The organism is Desmonostoc muscorum LEGE 12446, assembly GCF_015207005.2.
Taxonomy (GTDB): Bacteria; Cyanobacteriota; Cyanobacteriia; order Cyanobacteriales; family Nostocaceae; genus Nostoc; species Nostoc muscorum.
Map to the genome: position 1 here is coordinate 442,481 of NZ_JADEXS020000001.1, position 17,572 is coordinate 460,052.

The 17,572-nt window shown below is 39.9% G+C and carries 19 protein-coding genes and 2 pseudogenes; 10 read left to right on the forward strand and 11 right to left on the reverse strand.

The window, feature by feature from the left end:
* Nucleotides 1-127: 127 nt before the first annotated feature.
* Nucleotides 128-883 (forward strand): annotated as a pseudogene (gene uppS, locus IQ276_RS01875) (undecaprenyl pyrophosphate synthase); the annotation flags it as partial.
* A gap of 67 nt (nt 884-950) precedes the next feature.
* Here uppS and IQ276_RS01880 read toward each other — a convergent pair.
* On the reverse strand, nt 951-2,045 hold the full coding sequence (locus tag IQ276_RS01880) for a PstS family phosphate ABC transporter substrate-binding protein (RefSeq protein ID WP_193922045.1): 1,095 nt from the start codon (nt 2,043-2,045) through the stop codon (nt 951-953).
* A gap of 426 nt (nt 2,046-2,471) precedes the next feature.
* Here IQ276_RS01880 and IQ276_RS01885 point away from each other — a divergent pair.
* Nucleotides 2,472-2,735, forward strand: a pseudogene (locus IQ276_RS01885) (IS701 family transposase); the annotation flags it as partial.
* Between the two features lie 16 nt (nt 2,736-2,751).
* Here the strand turns inward: IQ276_RS01885 and IQ276_RS01890 are convergent.
* Nucleotides 2,752-3,606, reverse strand: coding sequence for an IS5 family transposase (locus IQ276_RS01890; protein ID WP_235115308.1), 855 nt, complete (start codon nt 3,604-3,606; stop codon nt 2,752-2,754).
* Between the two features lie 51 nt (nt 3,607-3,657).
* On the opposite strand from IQ276_RS01890, the gene IQ276_RS01895 reads away from it, so the two are divergent.
* Complete coding sequence (locus IQ276_RS01895) at nt 3,658-4,425, forward strand: IS701 family transposase (protein ID WP_444880222.1); 768 nt, start codon at nt 3,658-3,660, stop codon at nt 4,423-4,425.
* A gap of 207 nt (nt 4,426-4,632) precedes the next feature.
* Here IQ276_RS01895 and IQ276_RS01900 read toward each other — a convergent pair whose 3' ends face one another.
* Entirely contained in the window at nt 4,633-5,508 is an 876-nt protein-coding gene (locus IQ276_RS01900) for an RNA-guided endonuclease InsQ/TnpB family protein (protein ID WP_373690463.1), read from the reverse strand.
* Here IQ276_RS01900 and IQ276_RS01905 point away from each other — a divergent pair.
* The gene (locus tag IQ276_RS01905; RefSeq protein WP_235116307.1) at nt 5,503-5,649 is read left to right on the forward strand and encodes a transposase; all 147 of its coding nucleotides are present in this window, start codon (nt 5,503-5,505) and stop codon (nt 5,647-5,649) included. The genes IQ276_RS01900 and IQ276_RS01905 overlap by 6 nt on opposite strands.
* Before the next feature lie 172 nt (nt 5,650-5,821).
* Here the strand turns inward: IQ276_RS01905 and IQ276_RS01910 are convergent, their stop codons facing one another.
* The 3 genes from IQ276_RS01910 to IQ276_RS01920 form a co-directional block, all read right to left on the reverse strand.
* Entirely contained in the window at nt 5,822-6,937 is a 1,116-nt protein-coding gene (locus IQ276_RS01910; protein WP_190876608.1) for a redoxin domain-containing protein, read from the reverse strand.
* Nucleotides 6,938-7,037: 100 nt separating this feature from the next.
* Nucleotides 7,038-7,856: an alpha/beta fold hydrolase gene (locus IQ276_RS01915; RefSeq protein WP_193917612.1), complete on the reverse strand. Its 819-nt coding sequence runs from the start codon at nt 7,854-7,856 to the stop codon at nt 7,038-7,040.
* 120 nt (nt 7,857-7,976) lie between these two features.
* Nucleotides 7,977-8,369 carry a carboxymuconolactone decarboxylase family protein gene (locus IQ276_RS01920; protein WP_193917614.1) on the reverse strand — a complete coding sequence of 131 codons (393 nt, stop codon included), beginning with the start codon at nt 8,367-8,369 and terminating at the stop codon, nt 7,977-7,979.
* A 275-nt stretch (nt 8,370-8,644) separates the two neighbouring features.
* On the opposite strand from IQ276_RS01920, the gene IQ276_RS01925 reads away from it, so the two are divergent.
* From IQ276_RS01925 to IQ276_RS01935, 3 genes are all read left to right on the forward strand, one after another.
* The gene (locus tag IQ276_RS01925; RefSeq protein ID WP_193917616.1) at nt 8,645-9,637 is read left to right on the forward strand and encodes an ABC transporter ATP-binding protein; all 993 of its coding nucleotides are present in this window, start codon (nt 8,645-8,647) and stop codon (nt 9,635-9,637) included.
* Nucleotides 9,638-9,640: 3 nt separating this feature from the next.
* Nucleotides 9,641-10,507, forward strand: coding sequence for an ABC transporter permease (locus IQ276_RS01930; RefSeq protein ID WP_228043095.1), 867 nt, complete (start codon nt 9,641-9,643; stop codon nt 10,505-10,507).
* Between the two features lie 191 nt (nt 10,508-10,698).
* Nucleotides 10,699-11,445, forward strand: a complete 747-nt coding sequence (locus IQ276_RS01935) for an ABC transporter permease (protein WP_228043096.1) — start codon at nt 10,699-10,701, stop codon at nt 11,443-11,445.
* Between the two features lie 197 nt (nt 11,446-11,642).
* On the opposite strand, the gene IQ276_RS01940 is transcribed toward IQ276_RS01935, so the two are convergent.
* Entirely contained in the window at nt 11,643-12,299 is a 657-nt protein-coding gene (locus IQ276_RS01940) for a DUF3386 domain-containing protein (RefSeq protein WP_190876603.1), read from the reverse strand.
* Nucleotides 12,300-12,399: 100 nt separating this feature from the next.
* Here IQ276_RS01940 and IQ276_RS01945 point away from each other — a divergent pair, with 100 nt between their 5' ends.
* Both IQ276_RS01945 and IQ276_RS01950 read left to right on the forward strand, forming a co-directional pair.
* Nucleotides 12,400-13,071 carry a LuxR C-terminal-related transcriptional regulator gene (locus tag IQ276_RS01945; RefSeq protein ID WP_193917620.1) on the forward strand — a complete coding sequence of 224 codons (672 nt, stop codon included), beginning with the start codon at nt 12,400-12,402 and terminating at the stop codon, nt 13,069-13,071.
* A gap of 214 nt (nt 13,072-13,285) precedes the next feature.
* Nucleotides 13,286-14,272 carry a protein rep gene (locus IQ276_RS01950; protein ID WP_235115356.1) on the forward strand — a complete coding sequence of 329 codons (987 nt, stop codon included), beginning with the start codon at nt 13,286-13,288 and terminating at the stop codon, nt 14,270-14,272.
* Between the two features lie 56 nt (nt 14,273-14,328).
* Here the strand turns inward: IQ276_RS01950 and IQ276_RS01955 are convergent, their stop codons facing one another.
* The 4 genes from IQ276_RS01955 to pdxA all read right to left on the reverse strand — a co-directional run bounded on the left by IQ276_RS01955 (nt 14,329) and on the right by pdxA (nt 17,190).
* A complete protein-coding gene (locus tag IQ276_RS01955; RefSeq protein ID WP_193917621.1) occupies nt 14,329-14,832 on the reverse strand; it encodes a 2OG-Fe(II) oxygenase family protein in 504 nt (167 codons plus the stop codon).
* Between the two features lie 599 nt (nt 14,833-15,431).
* The gene (locus IQ276_RS01960) at nt 15,432-15,728 is read right to left on the reverse strand and encodes a helix-turn-helix domain-containing transcriptional regulator (RefSeq protein ID WP_193917623.1); all 297 of its coding nucleotides are present in this window, start codon (nt 15,726-15,728) and stop codon (nt 15,432-15,434) included.
* A complete protein-coding gene (locus tag IQ276_RS01965; RefSeq protein ID WP_193917625.1) occupies nt 15,721-16,059 on the reverse strand; it encodes a type II toxin-antitoxin system RelE/ParE family toxin in 339 nt (112 codons plus the stop codon). The genes IQ276_RS01960 and IQ276_RS01965 overlap by 8 nt, the downstream gene beginning before the upstream one ends.
* A 39-nt stretch (nt 16,060-16,098) precedes the next feature.
* Nucleotides 16,099-17,190, reverse strand: coding sequence for a 4-hydroxythreonine-4-phosphate dehydrogenase PdxA (gene pdxA, locus IQ276_RS01970; protein WP_235115357.1), 1,092 nt, complete (start codon nt 17,188-17,190; stop codon nt 16,099-16,101).
* Nucleotides 17,191-17,423: 233 nt separating this feature from the next.
* Between pdxA and petM the strand changes: the two genes are divergently transcribed.
* Entirely contained in the window at nt 17,424-17,528 is a 105-nt protein-coding gene (gene petM, locus IQ276_RS01975; protein WP_073640663.1) for a cytochrome b6-f complex subunit PetM, read from the forward strand.
* Nucleotides 17,529-17,572 lie beyond the last annotated feature (44 nt).

A 17,572-nucleotide genomic window follows, 5' to 3' on the forward strand; every position in this document is an offset into this window, starting at 1 on the left:
ATCGCGTCTCTACATGAATATTTTTATGCCTCTTCCTCTCTCTCTGCGCGGCAGTCGCTCATGGGGGAAACCCCCAAGACCGCGCTGCCTTGCCTCTGCGTGAACTTTTCATTATTCTTATCAACACCAAAAATCCATGACTTCATTACCCACAGATCTAAACCCCCAACACCTACCCCACCACATAGCCGTCATCATGGATGGTAACGGCCGATGGGCAAAAAATCGAGGATTACCGCGCATCGCCGGACATCGCCAAGGAGCAAAAACCCTCAAAGAACTATTACGTTGCTGTAAACATTGGGGAATCAAAGCACTAACAGCCTACGCTTTCTCAACAGAAAATTGGCAGCGTCCTGTTGAAGAAGTAGATTTTTTGATGCTTTTATTTGAGCGATTATTACACCGCGAGTTAGCACAGATGCATCAAGAAGGAGTGAGAATTTCATTTATTGGAGATTTATCGGTTCTACCTAAATCTCTACAAACAGAAATGGAACGTTCAATGACAGAAACCTTAAACAATCAAGCAATACACTTTACTGTTGCAGTTAACTACGGTAGCCGCAACGAAATTACAAAAGTCTGTCGTCAAGTAGCCGAATTAGTACAACAAGGTGAACTCAGTGCAGAACAAGTTAATGAAAATCTTATAGAAAAGCACCTTTACACAGCAGATATTCCCGAACCAGATTTACTGATTCGTACCAGCGGTGAGATGCGATTAAGTAATTTTTTACTATGGCAAATAGCCTATACAGAAATGTATTTTACTGATGTTCTCTGGCCAGATTTTGACAGAGAAGCATTTCATCAGGCTTTGTTGAGTTACCAAAAACGCGATCGCCGTTTTGGTAAAGTTAAAACTTCACTCTCAGCTTAGTGTACAAAACTTCTACTCACACTTCCCCGAAAGGGGACTAAAACTTGTGACAATAGTTGAGAGTGCTTCAGCGAATGGGCACTAAACCAGCTTGATTTACTAGTTGTTGACCTTGGTCGCTCAGCAGTAAGTTAGCATAAGCTAATCCCGCCTGTTCATCGAAAGTGCCATCTCGTTTAATCACGACAAACAGCCGTCTAATTAGCGGGTAAGTGTCCTTTGCAAAATCAATTTTATTTACTTGTTCTCCCATACAAGGAGAGACAAAATTTTGATTAGCCTCTCTTGCAATGGAAAGAGGCTTAATCGATTGGTTACAAACTTGTGACGCCGTAGCATAACTAATTCCGCCAGGAGTTTTAGCAACTATTTGTATAGCAGTTGTAGTGTTTTGCACATCCTGTTTTACAGTTCCAGCAAATGATTCATTCGCCATAACTGTTTCTTGAACGTATTCAGAAGTACCACCATTTTTCGGATCGCGGCTCAAAGGAGTAATTTTCAGATTTGGCCCACCTACTTGGTTCCAGTTTGTGATTTTACCAGTGTATATATCTTTAATCTGAGACACTGTTAAACCAGGAACAGATAAATTACGATGAACGTAAAAAGCAACTCCGTCAATGGCAACAGGTATTTGTTCTAGCTTAAAATTCTTTGTTTTCGCCTCTTCAAATTCTTCTGTTTTTACAGGTCGAGAAGATTGAGAAAAACTTAATTGACCTTCTAAAAGCATTTTTATTCCACTAGCAGAGCCAGATTGAGTTACTACGACTGGAGCAGCATAGCTTAACTCAAATCCTGGATGAGCTTGTAGAATTTGCGCCGTTATTGCTGGAGATCTTAATGGCGCAAAACTTGTAGAACCACCGTATCTAAATATTCCCTGAGGAATGTTAGGTACTTCAGCAAAAGTACGATAAAGAGGAATGGAACTAGTGGCAGAAACTATAGCTTTAGGAGCAATTGCCAAGTTAGTGTTAGAACTAATTAGCACACATGAATTATTCAATTTTTGTTGACCTGTTGGGCAAGTTTTAGGCCAAAGTGCCCAGATTAAATAAGCATCGACAAGGGCAGCTATAATTATAAAACTAGTGATTGTAACGCGCTTTGCCGTTAACGGAACTTTACGATTATTCTCGATCCTGTTACGATTCATAACCTCTATTGACAAACTACATTCATTACAAAATGATCTGTAATTTACGCAGGGAAAGGATTTGCTAGTGTAAAGGCTAGCATCTGATTTGCCAACTTTACTATGCTATCACATTCGTTAGTCGTACTATGCTGACAAATCGCCTTTGTTATATCTCTTATTTTGGGTGCAAATAATCCACTAACTATATTAAACACACAATGTATAAAGAATTGAGATTAATCGCCATAAAATGGTATTGATCTTTGTTTCAACTCCCCTTAAGAATCAGGACTTACGCAACTGGCACAATGCGATCGCTAACAAATAGTACTAAAGTACTATAAAAATGCAGATGAAATGAACTAGAGTACAAATGTAAATTGTTCCTTTTCACACCAAATTTTTGGGCTGCTGCTCAGGCTACTGTAACGAATACTTTTGAATATGAAGTTTACTAAATTAGATTATTGCCAGTATCTACTTAGTAGCCAAATTAATTATACCATTACCAATTTGGCAGAGCATTTAGAGAGTATTAGCCATGATACAATTAACTATTATTTGAAAAGAGAAAAATTAACACCTCGTTTACTATGGGATAACGTGAAAGAGGTAGTTGAGCCTGATGACAATGGTTACATAATATTTGATGATAGCATTTTAGATAAAAGGTATTCTGAAGAAATAGAAATAGTCAGAAGACAATATAGAACCCATTTGACATCTAAGAAGGTGCTGCAAGCCTCTTAATCATTAGCCTGATGAAGCAGATATTGAGTTTGGCAGTGGCACTAACCAGGGTTCGTTCAAAGTTCTTAACCAGAATTTTACAGCGCTCCATCCAAGCATTGGAGCGTTCGATCACCCATCTAGCTATTGCCGGAACAAATCCAGATTTTCCTTGTGCCGCTTTCTCTTGTTTTGAGGGTTTCGTAGAAAGTTGAAACTGAATTTTGGTCATGATCTCTGGGTAAATTCGCTCTAACTCCTGAGTCAAATATTCTGGGTGATACCCATGATCTAGCAGGATAGTAATCTTGGGAATATCGATAGGTTTTGACTTGAAGTAGTCGATGTTGAGAGTAAACATCTCAATTAATCCGGCATCATCCGAGACATTGGCGCGAGTACAGAGCGTAAAAAAGGGAAACCCAAGGGTGTCAATAGCCAAATGCCTTTTAATACCGTTGGTGGCTTTGTAGAAGCAAAAACCTTTCGACTCCACACTGGCGTTGCAGGTATTTTTCACTGCTTGGGAGTCAATGATGATCAATGTCGTCCAGTGCGGTTTTTTTTTTACCTGTTCACGCACTTGTCCATGTAAGACACTCATCAGTTCCTCAAATACCCCGGCTGCTCGCCACTGTTTGTAGTGCCAATATACAGTGGAATAAGGGGGGAGGTCTTTAGGTAAGTCTTGCCAATTGCATCCATTTTTTAGTTGATAGAGAATTCCATTGAAGATATCTCGCTTTGGCCAGTTGGTCGGTCGAGTCTGCTTCTTAGTCGGTAATATCTCTTGCAATAAGGGTTCAAAAATTTCCCATTCTGCATCAGTGAGGTTGCTGGAATACGCCATTAGTATTGGATTTTAGATGCTGAGGAGTACCTTAATTCAAAACCTCACAAGATGTCAAATGGGTTCTATAGTGGTAATGAGCATGGTGTCCTTAAAGGCATTGGCGTAGTTAGCTGCGTGTATGTCAACCCTACACTTCAAAGATTTTGGGTCATAGATTATCGAATTTTTAATCCTGATGTCGATGGCAAAACCAAGATAGACCATGTGAAAGACATGCTCCAAAGCCTTGTGTATCATAAGCTTTTACCATTTGATACTGTTTTGATGGATACATGGTATGCGGTACACAGTTTAATGCTATATATTGATAGCTTAGACAAAATTTATTATTGCCCTTTAAAAGACAATCGGTTAGTTGATGATACATTTGGTCAAGCAAAATATAAACGTATTGAATTATTAGAATGGAGTCAAGAAGAATTAGATTGTGGTAAGATAATCAAAATTAAAGGGTTCCCAGCTAATAAAAAAGTGAAACTATTCCGGGTTACTGTTTCTACCAACAGAACGGATTATGTCGCAACTAACGATTTATCTCAAAGTTCCACGGATGTTGTACAAGAGGTGTGTAAAATTCGTTGGAAAATCGAGGAGTTTCACAGAGAAATTAAACAATTAACTGGGATTGAATTTTGCCAATGTCGGAAAGCTAGGCTTCAAAGAAATCATATCGCTTGTGCAATGTTAGTTTGGGTTAGGTTAAAGAATTTAGCCTATACAACTGGTCAAACTATTTATCAAATCAAGCATAACTTGCTTTCTAATTATTTAATTCAGCAACTGAAACGCCCAAGTATTCTTATGTGCTTGGTTTGATTTAAATTGTCGCCTGTCAGGGCTGCGCCCTGCCCGCTATTTGTGCCAGTTGCGTAAGTCCTGAGAATTTAAACAACCAGCAATCAACACTAATTTAACCAACTTCTAGTTCAGCTAGAGCATTGGGATTAGATTGCAGGAAAAATGCAGCGATATTAGCTCAATTTTTTTGTACAATAACAAGCTAACCATATGAACTACTCACCCCTACTTCGTTGAGGGGTGAGTTTCTACATTCACCCCCGTAGAATTGAGTTTTTGACGCTTCATTTGCCCTAGTTGCTTCATGCTTCCCGCTTGTTTGCGAGTACGTGAGGTAGAGCTAGTGACATCAGCATCTTCGAGGGTAGTTCCTACCCCCGGTAGATTACCTTTAGCCCAGTAAAGCATAACTTCGGCAGCAGCAATATCACGGTCTTGAACGTATCCACAAAACTCACAATTATGAACTCTAATATCAAGAGTTTTCTTGTGCTGATGACCGCATTTAGGACAGGTTTGACTAGGTTTTACTTTTTTGGTTGGGACTTCAATAAACACACCACCAATTTGCTCAACCTTATATTTGATGGTACTACGAAGCATTCCAAACCCAACATCAAGTATTGACTTATTCAAACCTGTTTTTTGCTTTTTGCGCTTACCTTTTTTAGCAATACTTGTCATATTCTTGACTTCTAGTTTCTCAGTGGCAATGAAGCTATTACTGCTGATTATTTCTACTGCCACTTGATGAACCCAATTTTGTCGTTGATTAGCAACTTTACGAGTTAGTTTACTAACCCTACTTTGGGCTTTTTTCCATCTTCTAGAAGCTTTGATTTTTTTCTTTCTGTTTGGTGATTGCTTCCTTCTTTTATCTTTAGAAGCTTTTTTGATTAGATGTTCAGCATTTCTCAAAAATTTTGGTGCTTCAATTTGTTGATGATTTTCGCCATCAGTAATTGACAATGCTGAATTACAACCTAAATCTATACCAATTGCACCAACTGGTAAGATTTCAGGTTTGAGAGTTTGGTCTAAAACATCAACTGTAATAGATGCGTACCATTTATTATTTCTGAAAACAGTAGAATTATTCAAAAAGAGTTTTCAGAATATTTATCTACGTTTTATAGAAAACCTGTATTTTGGTCTAGTTCATATTATGTTGCTTCTACTGGTGGCGCACCAATTGAAAAAATCAAACAATATATACAATCACAAGAAGCACCAGAAGAATGATTGGTTACTCCGACGCTCGTTCCTCGCTACCGCTTCGCTATCATACATACCATTCCCTTATCAACCTTGCGGTTGATTTTAGTCAGGTATGCAATCGTCGTAACCCGCTATTCATCCCTACCAAGATCCGCTGAAGGTAGGGACTTTCGCGTTACGTTAAAAAGCTGCTTTTTTATTTAGCATCGGCATCACTATTATTGATTACCAGGTACTTGCTATTTTCTTGCCGTAATCGAGCATCTTCTTCGTTGTAAAAGAACGACAGCAAAACAAAGCGCCGCCCGCTGATGACAGGGGTAGCTTCATGTAGTAACGAGCAAGAAAAAATCACTGCTTCTCCGGCATTTGGAGTATAAAGCTGGAGTCCATATTCTGGAAACCGCAAATCACCACCTTTATAAGCGCCAGTATTCAGATTTAATGACATAGCAAATCGTCGGTGGGCGGTGCCTTTGGTAGTATTATCACGATGACGATTAAAAAAGGCTTTATCAGTTCCTTCGTAACAGGATACTAGGTAGCGTTCAAAGCGAGTGATGCTAAATTGAAATGCCTTTTCGATTTCTGGTTTAACCCGCCGCATAATCATATGATTGATTTGCTTTAATAATTCAGGTTCCGAAATTAAATAGTCTCGACGTTTTTTAAATTCATAATCATAAACTCCGACTGTTTTGCCGTCGATTTGTCGCATAAAGCCAGAATCTTCACCACCATCTGCTTCGTACAAATTAATTAAATGTTGGCAAAAGCTTTGCTCTAGAACATTGGGTATAAATAAAACAGGCGCTTGTCTGGCTGCGGGAATATTTTCTGTAATTGCAGGTAAGCTACTGATAAACTCAAACACTTGCTCCCAAGGATGAGTAGTAGGTGAGATTGGCAAAACCTTGAGAACTCGTAAATTTTCATCCAACACAAAAATTGTTGGTCTGTATTGTAGTTCATTGCTTCCCTGATTTTTTGGTTGACAAACACCGTATTCAAAGCTGACTTTCCGTTCAAAATCCCAAAGAAATTTAAAATAAGTTTTATTTTCGATTAACTCTCCTAAAAAAGTGTCATCTGGGTCTATACTGACACCAAAGAATGGTACTTGATAGGCAGCAAACTGTTGCTGTCGATTCAAGAAGTCATCAATAATCTTCCGAAGGTAGTCGTTTTTTGAACTTCCGAAAAAAAATAAAATGCTACGGTATCCGCCAACCGAGTTAAAGTGAAATGTTGGGTTTGAGGTTGAGGGAAGAGTGAACCAGGGAATCGGGTCGCCAACAGTAAGAGGTAGCATAAGATATCAACTTATACGAACTTTTCAAGACAGAGGGCATCCACAAATAAGAGTTTCAGAGAGTTGTTGCGTAAGTCCTAAAATAATAAATAACCAATGACTAAAATCCAAAGTTGCTATAAGCTGGCTTTAAATTCCGCAGAAAGTTAAGCATGGCTGAAACTACAGCATCTGAAGATTCAATCAAGAAGCCATGACCACCATCGATGACTACAAGTTCAGCGTTGGGAATACCTTGAGCAAGTTGCTGGGAAAACTTTAGCGGGGTGAGAATGTCTTGTTTTCCAACCAAAACTAAGGTAGGACAATCAATTTGTTGGAGGCGGTTTACTGTATCAAAGTCAAGCATGGCTCGGCTGTGATGATAAAGTGAATGAGTCGCAGGTGGGAAGGGATATCTGATGGCAAATTCAATGAGACCTTCGACCATTCCAGGAATTGAGTAAAACCTATCTGTAAATATCCAAGGTAATACGACGTTTTCATAAAGTTTTAAGTCTACATTCTTAAGAAGATCGCCCCAAGTTTCAATGATGCTGTTGAATAATTTATCACCTTTTGCCAAAGATGAAAGTAGCATCAGACTTTGTACTTTTTTAGGGTATGCTAACGCTACCTCTTGGGCAATTTGACCACCCATTGAATGACCTGCTAAATGCACCTTGTCAATGCCGATGCGATCCAACAATGCTGCAATATCACCAGCCATTTGTTTGATACTATATTGGCTCTGGGGAGCGGAACTTCGCCCCATACCTCGGTTGTCTAAGCGAATGACCTGATAGTGCGAAATCAGCGATGGCATAATCAGCGACCAATAAGCATGATCGCAAAGAAAGCCAGCTATTAATAGCAAAGGCTCACCTGTTCCCTTAATGTCGTAGAACAAATCAATCCCGTTAATTTGAACCTTTGGCATAATCAATAATTCTATAAATTGCTGGTAACAAGCATCAAAAATCATCGAACAAGGTAAAATAAAGAAGAGAGCTTCTTAATATTTATGGGCATTATCTTTTTACTTTCTGAGTAGGAATTTCTATGTTTTGAATCGCTCATCTACGGGAATCTGATAGCCGTTGGCGAGGCGATTGGTCATGTTGGCAGTGGCAGCGATCGCCATTACTTCCCCAAACATGGTATCATTCATACCCTTGGCGCGCGCAGATGCTGTATGTGAGGCGATGCAATACTCACAGCCATTTGTCGCACTCACGGCGATATAAATCAGTTCACGCATCAGTGGATCGATTTCACCAGGGCTAGTCATCACTTCTTTGACTGCTTGCCATGTTCGTTGCAAAGTAGGAGGATGGTTAGCTATGGCTTTCCAAAAATTATTGATATAGTCATTCTGACGTGTGGCGCGGATGTCGTCATACACTGCACGCACTTCGTCGCTGGCTTCTTCGTACTCAATTAGCTTAGTCATATTTTCATTCAATTTAGTTTCCCAATAAGTGGGAACACCTAAAATTGTAATATAGAGCGTCTTACTCTTGAATAAGAATTCAGAATTCAGAATTCAGAATTCTGGATCAAGAGTGTAGGTGATTCAAGCCCGCTATTGATTGAAGATCGCTAAATGATTTAGTCGGGATCTTAAACCCCTTTATTCATCCGCCAGTCGGACTCAAATTCATGCTGAATTCTGACTCCTGACTCCTGACTCCTGAATTATTACTTGATAAAAAAGACCAGTAATATATGCCTCAGATTCTTGTTGAAGACCTGAAAAAGACTTTTTTTCTGTCTGAACGTTCCTCTGGATTTTTCGGTTCAATCCGAGGGCTTGTGGATCGAAAAACCAGAGTTGTCCATGCTTTGAAAGGAGTTTCATTTTCCCTTGAACGGGGAGAACTTGTAGGATATATCGGCCCAAACGGGGCTGGGAAATCGACTACCATTAAAATTTTAAGTGGTATTTTAGTGCCATCTAGCGGAAAATGTATAATTGGCGGGCGAACTCCTTGGAAAGATAGAATCCGCCATGTTGGTCGTATTGGAGTAGTGTTTGGTCAGCGATCGCAACTTTGGTGGGATCTACCAGTAATTGAGTCTTTCGATTTACTGCGGGATATTTATCGCGTTCCTCATTCAGAATATCAAAAGACACGCCAAGAAATGATTGATTTGCTCAATCTTGAGAGTTTTCTCTCTACTCCTGTCAGACAGTTAAGCCTTGGTCAAAGAATGCGATGTGACTTTGCAGCAGCAATGTTACACAGACCGGAAATTTTGTTTCTCGATGAACCAACTATCGGACTTGATGCAGTTTCAAAGCTTGCGGTCAGAAAATTTATCAAAACGTTGAATAAAACTCATCAAGTAACTACTATCCTGACTACCCATGATATGGATGATATTGAGGCATTGTGCGATCGCATCATTATTATTGGTGGTGGTGAAATTCTTTGTGATGGAACCTTAACAGCGTTGCGTTCTCAAGTTTCCTCGCGTCGGTACTTAAGAATAGACCTGATAAATGATGATTTCTTCTTTGAAGAAGAAGGAGTTAGTGTCATCTCTAAAGAAGGTCGCACCGTAACTCTGTCCTTCGATCCCACAAAGCTTTCTGCTGCTTCCCTCATTAGTAAAGTTACCTCAAAAAACGAAGTCGCGGATCTTTTTGTAGAAAATCCACCGATTGAGGAAATAGTTGCTCAACTTTATGCAAAGTCAGGCAATTTTGGATTTTAGATTTTGGATTTTGGATTGATTCTGAATCCTGAATTCTCCCCCTTATTTACTATTAATATGAAAGCATATTTATCACTGTTTATTGCGAGATTTTCGCTGCTGTTGCAATATCGTACAGCTGCTTTGGCTGGGGTTGCAACTCAGTTGTTTTGGGGATTAGTGAAAGTTATGGTTTTAGAGGCATTTTTCACTCACACAACCTCTGCTCAACCTATGACTTTGCAGGAGGCGGTAGGATATGTATGGCTTGGACAAGCGTTTTTGATGGCGATCGTTCCTTGGTCAGGCGATCGCGAGATTCAAGATTTGATCCGATCTGGTGCAGTCGGCTACGATCTTCTGCGACCCACAGACCTTTATAATTTTTGGTTTACTCGTGCTTTGGCGCTTCGCACAGCACCCGTTATCCTTCGTGCTATTCCTCTTCTTTGCGTCACGATTTTTATTTTTCCGCTGATAGGGTTTTCTTCGCTTTCTTTTCCGCCCTCTTTTGCTGCTTTCGTTGCCTTTTTTCTCTCCTTTATTGCTGCAATTCTGCTTTCATCTGCATTGACAATGCTGCTTACTGTATCAATGATGTGGACACTTTCTGGCGAAGGAATTAATAGTATACTCCCCACTTTGATTATTATTTTTTCTGGGATGATTGTTCCTTTGCCCCTTTTTCCTGAATGGATCAAGCCTTTGCTAAATGCACTTCCTTTCTCAGGACTTATCGACCAACCTTTTCGACTTTTTACCGGTAATCTTCCAGCAAATCAACTATTTAATGTATTGTTGCATCAAACTTTCTGGATATTTGTCATAGTTATCCTTGGGCGTTTCCTTGTGAATCGTGGCGTCAAAAAACTTGTCATTCAAGGAGGATGAGACAATTTTATATTTAATAGTTTGTATTTAATAATTAAAATTACAAAAAATTTTATTTCTTTGCGTTCTCTCCTCTCTGCGCCTCTGCGTCTCTGCGTGATATCAAATTATATTTACCATCAAAAACCAGTATGTCTTTTAATGATTTTTTTCTCTACCTCCGATACATTTCCGTATCTTTAAAATCGCAAATGCAGTACAAAGTGTCCTTCTTGCTTCAAGTTGTAGGGCATCTTTTAGGAACTGTAGTAGAATTTTTTGGAATCTGGGCACTTTTTACTCGTTTTAATAGTATTGGTACGTGGACTTTGAGTGAAGTTGCCCTCTTTTATGGAATGGTTAATATTTCTTTTGCCTGTGCTGATGCTTTAGGGCGAGGGTTTGATTCATTTGGAAGAATAATTAAGAACGGTGATTTCGACCGTTTACTTCTCCGTCCACGCACCACAGTACTTCAACTTTTCGGCACAGAATTTACCTTGAAAAGAATCGGAAGATTTTCTCAAGGGTTTGTCGTTATATGGTGGTCGCTTTCAACTCTCCATATCTCTTTTACTATTAAAACATTGTGGCTTTTGGGCGGTTCATTTATTGGTGCGATCGCACTATTTTTAGGTATCGTTATTGTACAAGCAACCATCACATTCTGGACTATTGAATCTTTGGAAATTATGAATATCCTCACTTATGGAGGAGTAGAAACTGCTCAATATCCTTTTGCTATTTATAGCAAGTGGTTTCAAAGATTTTTCACTTACTTGATACCGCTTGCTTGTGTAAGTTATTTTCCTTTGCTTGCAGTTCTGGGAAAAGAAGATATATTTTTCGTACCTTTGTGGTTTTGTTACGTCTCTCCAATGGCAGGCATTTTATTTTTGATAATTGCGCTTCAACTTTGGAAATTAGGCGAACGATACTATTGTTCCACTGGCAGTTAAGTAGGTCAATATAAAAATTTCTCGTTAGAGGATCTTTTAAAAGTAGTGGCTGAGGTGTCTAAATCTTTTATATTAAATTTTAATTATATCTGAAGCGATCGCCTTTCAATCTCCCTGAATAAAACCACCAAAAAATCAAAGCGATCGCTCCTTGAAAATAAAGAGCGATCGCTTTGATTTATCATGCAAAACACAGCTTAAGCAGCAACAGGTTCCAACAATTTGATATCAGAGAAAACAAATTCTTGAATCGATACTTGTCCATCTATTTGAGTGCGAATTTCCCGACGATTTAGGATGAAATAGTCACCAACTTTTTCATACTCATCGATAAATTCACTTCTACCGCCTTTTTGTTCCCCAGTTTTGGGGTCATGGTAAACAGAATCATAGGTGTGGGACAAGTAACCTTCGCCAGTATCGTGACTGCTGAAGGTGTCAATTGTCACGAAAGTACCGTGGATGAGACGGTGAACATGGCAGACTTCATTATTGCGGACTTTATATTTATCGCCCTCAGCCTTACCACCCATTAAAAGTTCAACTGCACCAGTTTCGTCAGTCTTACCATAGCTAAAGGTATTGGCGCTGTGGGTATCTTCAAAGCTGCGACGGACGCGGTGAATTGCGATTTCCCATGCTTGGCCGTGAATTGCTTGCTTTGCGGACTCGTCCTCTACATCCAAAACTTCGGCTTTGAGATTAGCGCTGATAATCACTTTGCCTGTGAAGACTTTATCATCATGCTTAAAGGTAATATTTGCGGTATAGCCGGGGAAATTTTTGTCCCAAGTATAGCGGTTCTCATAAGCAGCCCGGAAAAGTTCCTGAGCAGAGAGTTGTGTAACTGTCATGTGCTTCTCCTAGTCGCTACTGTAATTAGCGTTTTAGTTTCCTTGGTATTAGCATAGAAGTAATTGTTGAGGCTTGGATAGTCCCCAACTGGGTACACTTATGGTTAATTCTCTTCACGCCGTATTTCATGCGATCGCTAATGTCGGGAATGAGCAAGAATTAAGACTAGCTCTGACGGACAAAATTAGCGAGCATTTTGGCGTGCAAAATTGGGGTATCTATCTCCTAGATGAACAACCAACCCCTGAAATTGATGTTCCGGGCATTCCGGCAGTATGCTTAGAGAGCAATCCAGTGGGACGCTATGTAGTTGAGCGTCACGCTCCCGCCCACGAGCAATTATTATTATCTCCAGGAGATTGGAAGCATTTTTGCTCCCGCCATGACCACGAACACGTCATGACCGGGCCAATTGTTTGCGATGGTCGTCTGATTGGAACCCTTAACCTAGCCCGCGATAAGGGAAATCCCCCTTTTAATGGCAATGATTTAGCTGACTTGAGCGCTTTATGTATTCATTTGTCATCCAAAATGGCAACCCTACGGGCGAAACCAAAAACATCTAATTCCCTTTTTGCAAGTCTTCTAACAGCCCGTGAATTAGAAATTGCCGAATTGGTGGCGCAGGGATTAACGAATGCAGAAATTGGGGAACAACTGTGGATTACCCAAAATTCTGTCAAGCAAGCTTTAAAGAGAATGTTTCGTAAATTGAAGGTTTCAGCACGTGCAGAAATGGTGGCAAAACTGCAAGATATACAAGTTTCATAATTAGAACTTTACCACCCCGACTTAATCGTTAAATACTTGAGCGCTGCTGCTGTAGATTTAATCCTAGACTTAGAGCCTAAAGACTTTATCTAAATTAGTCCGATCGCTTATGAACTGACCATGACACCTAAAATTACCTAAATATTTTTACTGAAGCTACGTTGTATAACTTGGGTTAATTTGGGCATTAATACCAAACTGACTCGGTGATTTTGTGTCCGCGATAGCCTCAGACAGTAAATTTATTGCTTTTAATGTATCCTCTCAAGATAAGTCCCAACCTAGTCAAAATGTACTTAGCTTAACCAATATTTCGTCTATAGGTAAAACTTGGGACAAGCACCGAGCCAATGCTGATAAAGTCTTCCAGTATTACGCCAAAGCAGACGAACATTGCTTTCAGCAGTATGCTCGACGAGTCAGAATCTGTTCCGAATTGCTGGAGTTTCAATTACTGCCAGAGGAATCGGAAGGTATTCTCAACTTAAAACTATCAGATGCCCGATTTTGTAGGGTTCGTCACTGTCCAGTTTGTCAGTGGCGGCGATCGCTCATGTGGAAAGCAAGAGCTTACAAAATTCTCCCACAGGTTGTCACTGATTACCCCAAGCACCGTTGGCTGTTTGTCACCTTGACTGTAAAAAATTGCCAGATTGGGGAACTTAGGGAAAACTTGGATTCGATAAATAAAGCTTTTAAACGATTCACTGAATTGAAAGCATGGCCTGCGAAAGGCTGGGTAAAATCCATAGAAGTAACTAAAGGTAAAAATGGAGTTTCAGCACACCCACATTTACATATTTTGGCAATGGTGTCGCCTTCGTATTTCAGTCATGGCTATCTATCTCATGCCAAATGGGTAGCGTTATGGCAGCAGTGCTTACGGATTGATTACCAGCCAGTTATTCATACTAGCGCGATCGCTAAACATCATAACCCGTCACTACTTATCCCAGAAATCCTCAAGTATCAGGTGAAAGAGTCAGATTTAGTGGGTGATAGAGAATGGTTTCTAGAGTTAACCCGTCAGTTGCATAAAAGTAGAGCGATCGCTGTTGGGGGTATACTCAGGCAGTATATGCGCGAATTAGAGGAGAAAAACCAAGACCTCATTGATGAAAGTGAAGAGACAGATGAGGTGGATGGGGAAAGTTTGTTTTTCCGATGGGAGCGCAAGTTACAAAGATTTAATATAGAGTGACATCAGCGATACAAGAACAGGCTCATAATCCTTACGGGGAAAAGGATTAGATAAGTTTAGAACCGTAGAGACTGTGGCTTAATCCGGCGAAAGGACAAAGACCAGCGGTCAGATACAACCGGAAGTAGTTCATGGTGAAGATTAGAATAAAACTTGATAACCTGACCATCCTCAAGGTGATATTTATTACTATACCCTTGAGTATCAATGCAGAAAGTAGCACGTCCAATATTGACTAATGCTACCAGAGGTTCAAAAGCGCGGTGGTCACGGTGTCGTTTCATGCCAACACCTGGAGGATAATGGCAGAGTAAGGCAGAATTCCATCCTGGAAGAATGCGATCACCAAGTCGATTAACCGTCTCATCCCAATGTCCTTTGTTAATTACCGGAGGGTATACTAGTATTACCTCGGCTCCAAACGGTTTGTGAGTTCGACCAAAAGCAATCTTACTAGAAGGCATTGACTTCATATTATTAGATTGAGGTTCACACCAGTCACGAAGACTTTTAAGATCGAAACCATAGTCTTCAATAGTTTCAATTACACCTAAATCCATTATTAACTCCTGAAAATTTCAACTCTGCAAATCAAACTAATTACACCTACCCTCAGCGCGAAGCGTTTTAAAAAAAATATTTAAAGTCTATTCCACTCCATGACTATTGGAGTAGAACTTCTTCACATCTTTTAGGCATTCGCCTATTCTTTATTTCTTCAGCGCGAAGCGTTTTAAAAAAATATTTAAAGTCTGTTCCACTCCACGACTATTGGAGTACAACTCTTTATTTATTTTCTTCATTCTCTTTAGGCGTTAGCCTATTCTTTCTCTAACCACAAAAGCACAAGAAATAAATACCAGTCGTCCGAAAAACAGATGGCTGGTATTTATAAATCACCTTTACTTGAAGCTAGGAAATAAGTTCGATGATAAAGTCAAAAAGTTAAAATAATAAATTAGAATTTTTATATATACTGTTAAATGAAAGTTTACATAATCAAAAAAAAAAACCAGACAAACAATTAGTGAATGACTGGGATATGCAAATTAGCTTCCCTCGAAATTAGTAAATAACTTCGAGAGGCAATTTATAAACTGTAAAAATAAATTGGTAAGATATAAGATTGAGCGATTTAAACTGTCCTTAAAAAATCACCTCATACTGACTTCACTGTTACTGCTAGCTGTAATCCCAATGCATCCAGTAATTTACTCAGACAATAAAATTCAATTTCTCCTTGCTCAGATAACATCAAGTCGAGTTGCTCGTAGCATTGCTTAATTTCTGCTGAAAACTGATCAATTCCACCCTGTGCTTCAATCACATTTGTGAGCGCTTTTACTAACATTTTAGGGTCTCCCTCTTCGAGAACTACTTCTATATAAGATGCTGCTTCTAGTGGGTCTTGTAGATGTTTAATTAGTCCTTCGTGATAGCTTGCACTTCTAGGCATTATCTCTACTCCTATAGTCTTTCCAATATTCCTGAGCTTTACCAATATCTTGTTCCTGAGTGCTTTTATCTCCACCACACAAAAGAATAATAATTGTTATCCCTTCTTGTCCAAAGTATATGCGGTAACCTGGTCTATAATCGATTCTCAATTCAAAAACACCTTCTCCAAGTGACTTACAATCACCTAAATTACCATCTTCAACTCGGTCAAGTCTGGCTCTTATTTTAGCTTTTGCTCTTTGATATCGCAGAGAATCAAGCCAGTCATCAAAAATATTTTTACCATCTGGTGTCAGATAATTCCTAATTTCTCTTGGTTGGACTTCCATGATTCTCTGGGCAAGTCTATTTATAAATCATGAAATAATTCATAGTTTTATCGTCGCCAACCTTTGACCAACCAACTCACCCGCTAAATGTATCGCTGCTTTCATACTCGTAGCATCAGCAATTCCCTTACCCGCAATATCAAACGCTGTTCCATGATCTGGTGAAGTCCGCACAAAAGGAAGACCAATAGAAGTATTAACTGCTCGATCAAACGCCATCAACTTCACAGGAATTAAGCCTTGGTCGTGGTAGAGTGCCAGGTAAGCATCAGCTGGATTTTGAATCCGAGAATTTCCGTACCACGCTTGACCAGGCTTAACCCACATCGTATCCGGCGGTATCGGTCCATCTAGTTGCAATTGTGGTCTATTTTGCCGCTCTTGCTCCAACCAAGGAATTAACCAATCTTGTTCTTCACGTCCTAATTGTCCCTGTTCGCCACTGTGGGGATTTAAACCTGCGATCGCAATTCTCCCTTTCTCTATCCCAAAATCTTGCTTTAAACACTCCACCAGCAAATCCAGTTTCTCTGTCAACAAATGGGGTGTCAATGTATCCGGCACTTGACACAGAGGAATATGTGTGGTAGCAAGTAAAGCTCGGAGTGTCCAATTAGTATGGGGCGATCGCGCTACAAATAACATCCCAAAGCGCTTGACACCAGACTTTTCTGCCAGCAGTTCCGTTTGCCCTGGATAATTATACCCTGCGGCTTTCCAAGCAGATTTAGCGATGGGTCCAGTGACAATACCATCAAATTTACCAGCGAGTGTTTGGGCGATCGCACATTCCATATAGGCAAAACTAGCCGCCCCACTGGCTGCATTACCTACTCCTGGAATAATTTGACTTTTAATTTCTGCCTTCAATTCCACATCAATTACTGGAAACCGATCTGGATTTGCCAAAGGTGCTAAATTTTCAGCTAAATTCAGTTCTTCATAAGTCTGTGCCAGCAAATCACGGTTACCCACCAAAGTAACGTCATATTTTTTACTAATTTCCGGCTCTGCTAAAGCTTTCAAAAGCACCTCTGGCCCAATTCCCGCCGGATCTCCCACCGTCAGCGCCAAACGCGGACGATTTCCTTTGCCAAAATTGACTAAATTTTCTTGATTATTGTGATACATAAAATTTTCTCATAATTATATTTTCCCCCTGCCTCCAGAACTCCCTCATCTCCCTCATCCCCCTCATCCCCCTCATCCCCCCTCCACAGTAGAGATTGCCTCCAAAACCAGTAGGGATTACCTGCTAAACTAGTTTAGAATTATTTACACAGGTCTAATGCCACAGCAACTATTGAATAGCTTCTGGCAGACCTAGTTTCAACAAACTAATTTGCATAAGGAGAATCACACCAATGGGCGCCGAAATTTTGAATGCAGCTCTATTGTCCTTCAGTTTAATCTTCGTCGGCTGGGGCTTAGGCGCATTATTACTGAAAATTCAAGGCGGAGAAGAATAGAAGTAGAGACGCGATTAATCGCGTCTACTAGGAGTTAGGAATTA

Bases quoted from the DNA above. Each gene is read 5' to 3' on its own strand.
- IQ276_RS01880 (WP_193922045.1), bottom strand. From the start codon at position 2,045: ATGAATCGTAACAGGATCGAGAATAATCGTAAAGTTCCGTTAACGGCA.
- IQ276_RS01890 (WP_235115308.1), bottom strand. From the start codon at position 3,606: ATGGCGTATTCCAGCAACCTCACTGATGCAGAATGGGAAATTTTTGAA.
- IQ276_RS01895 (WP_444880222.1), top strand. From the start codon at position 3,658: ATGTCAAATGGGTTCTATAGTGGTAATGAGCATGGTGTCCTTAAAGGC.
- IQ276_RS01910 (WP_190876608.1), bottom strand. From the start codon at position 6,937: ATGCTACCTCTTACTGTTGGCGACCCGATTCCCTGGTTCACTCTTCCC.
- IQ276_RS01915 (WP_193917612.1), bottom strand. From the start codon at position 7,856: ATGCCAAAGGTTCAAATTAACGGGATTGATTTGTTCTACGACATTAAG.
- IQ276_RS01920 (WP_193917614.1), bottom strand. From the start codon at position 8,369: ATGACTAAGCTAATTGAGTACGAAGAAGCCAGCGACGAAGTGCGTGCA.
- IQ276_RS01925 (WP_193917616.1), top strand. From the start codon at position 8,645: ATGCCTCAGATTCTTGTTGAAGACCTGAAAAAGACTTTTTTTCTGTCT.
- IQ276_RS01935 (WP_228043096.1), top strand. From the start codon at position 10,699: ATGCAGTACAAAGTGTCCTTCTTGCTTCAAGTTGTAGGGCATCTTTTA.
- IQ276_RS01940 (WP_190876603.1), bottom strand. From the start codon at position 12,299: ATGACAGTTACACAACTCTCTGCTCAGGAACTTTTCCGGGCTGCTTAT.
- IQ276_RS01945 (WP_193917620.1), top strand. From the start codon at position 12,400: ATGGTTAATTCTCTTCACGCCGTATTTCATGCGATCGCTAATGTCGGG.
- IQ276_RS01955 (WP_193917621.1), bottom strand. From the start codon at position 14,832: ATGGATTTAGGTGTAATTGAAACTATTGAAGACTATGGTTTCGATCTT.
- IQ276_RS01960 (WP_193917623.1), bottom strand. From the start codon at position 15,728: ATGCCTAGAAGTGCAAGCTATCACGAAGGACTAATTAAACATCTACAA.
- IQ276_RS01965 (WP_193917625.1), bottom strand. From the start codon at position 16,059: ATGGAAGTCCAACCAAGAGAAATTAGGAATTATCTGACACCAGATGGT.
- pdxA (WP_235115357.1), bottom strand. From the start codon at position 17,190: ATGTATCACAATAATCAAGAAAATTTAGTCAATTTTGGCAAAGGAAAT.
- petM (WP_073640663.1), top strand. From the start codon at position 17,424: ATGGGCGCCGAAATTTTGAATGCAGCTCTATTGTCCTTCAGTTTAATC.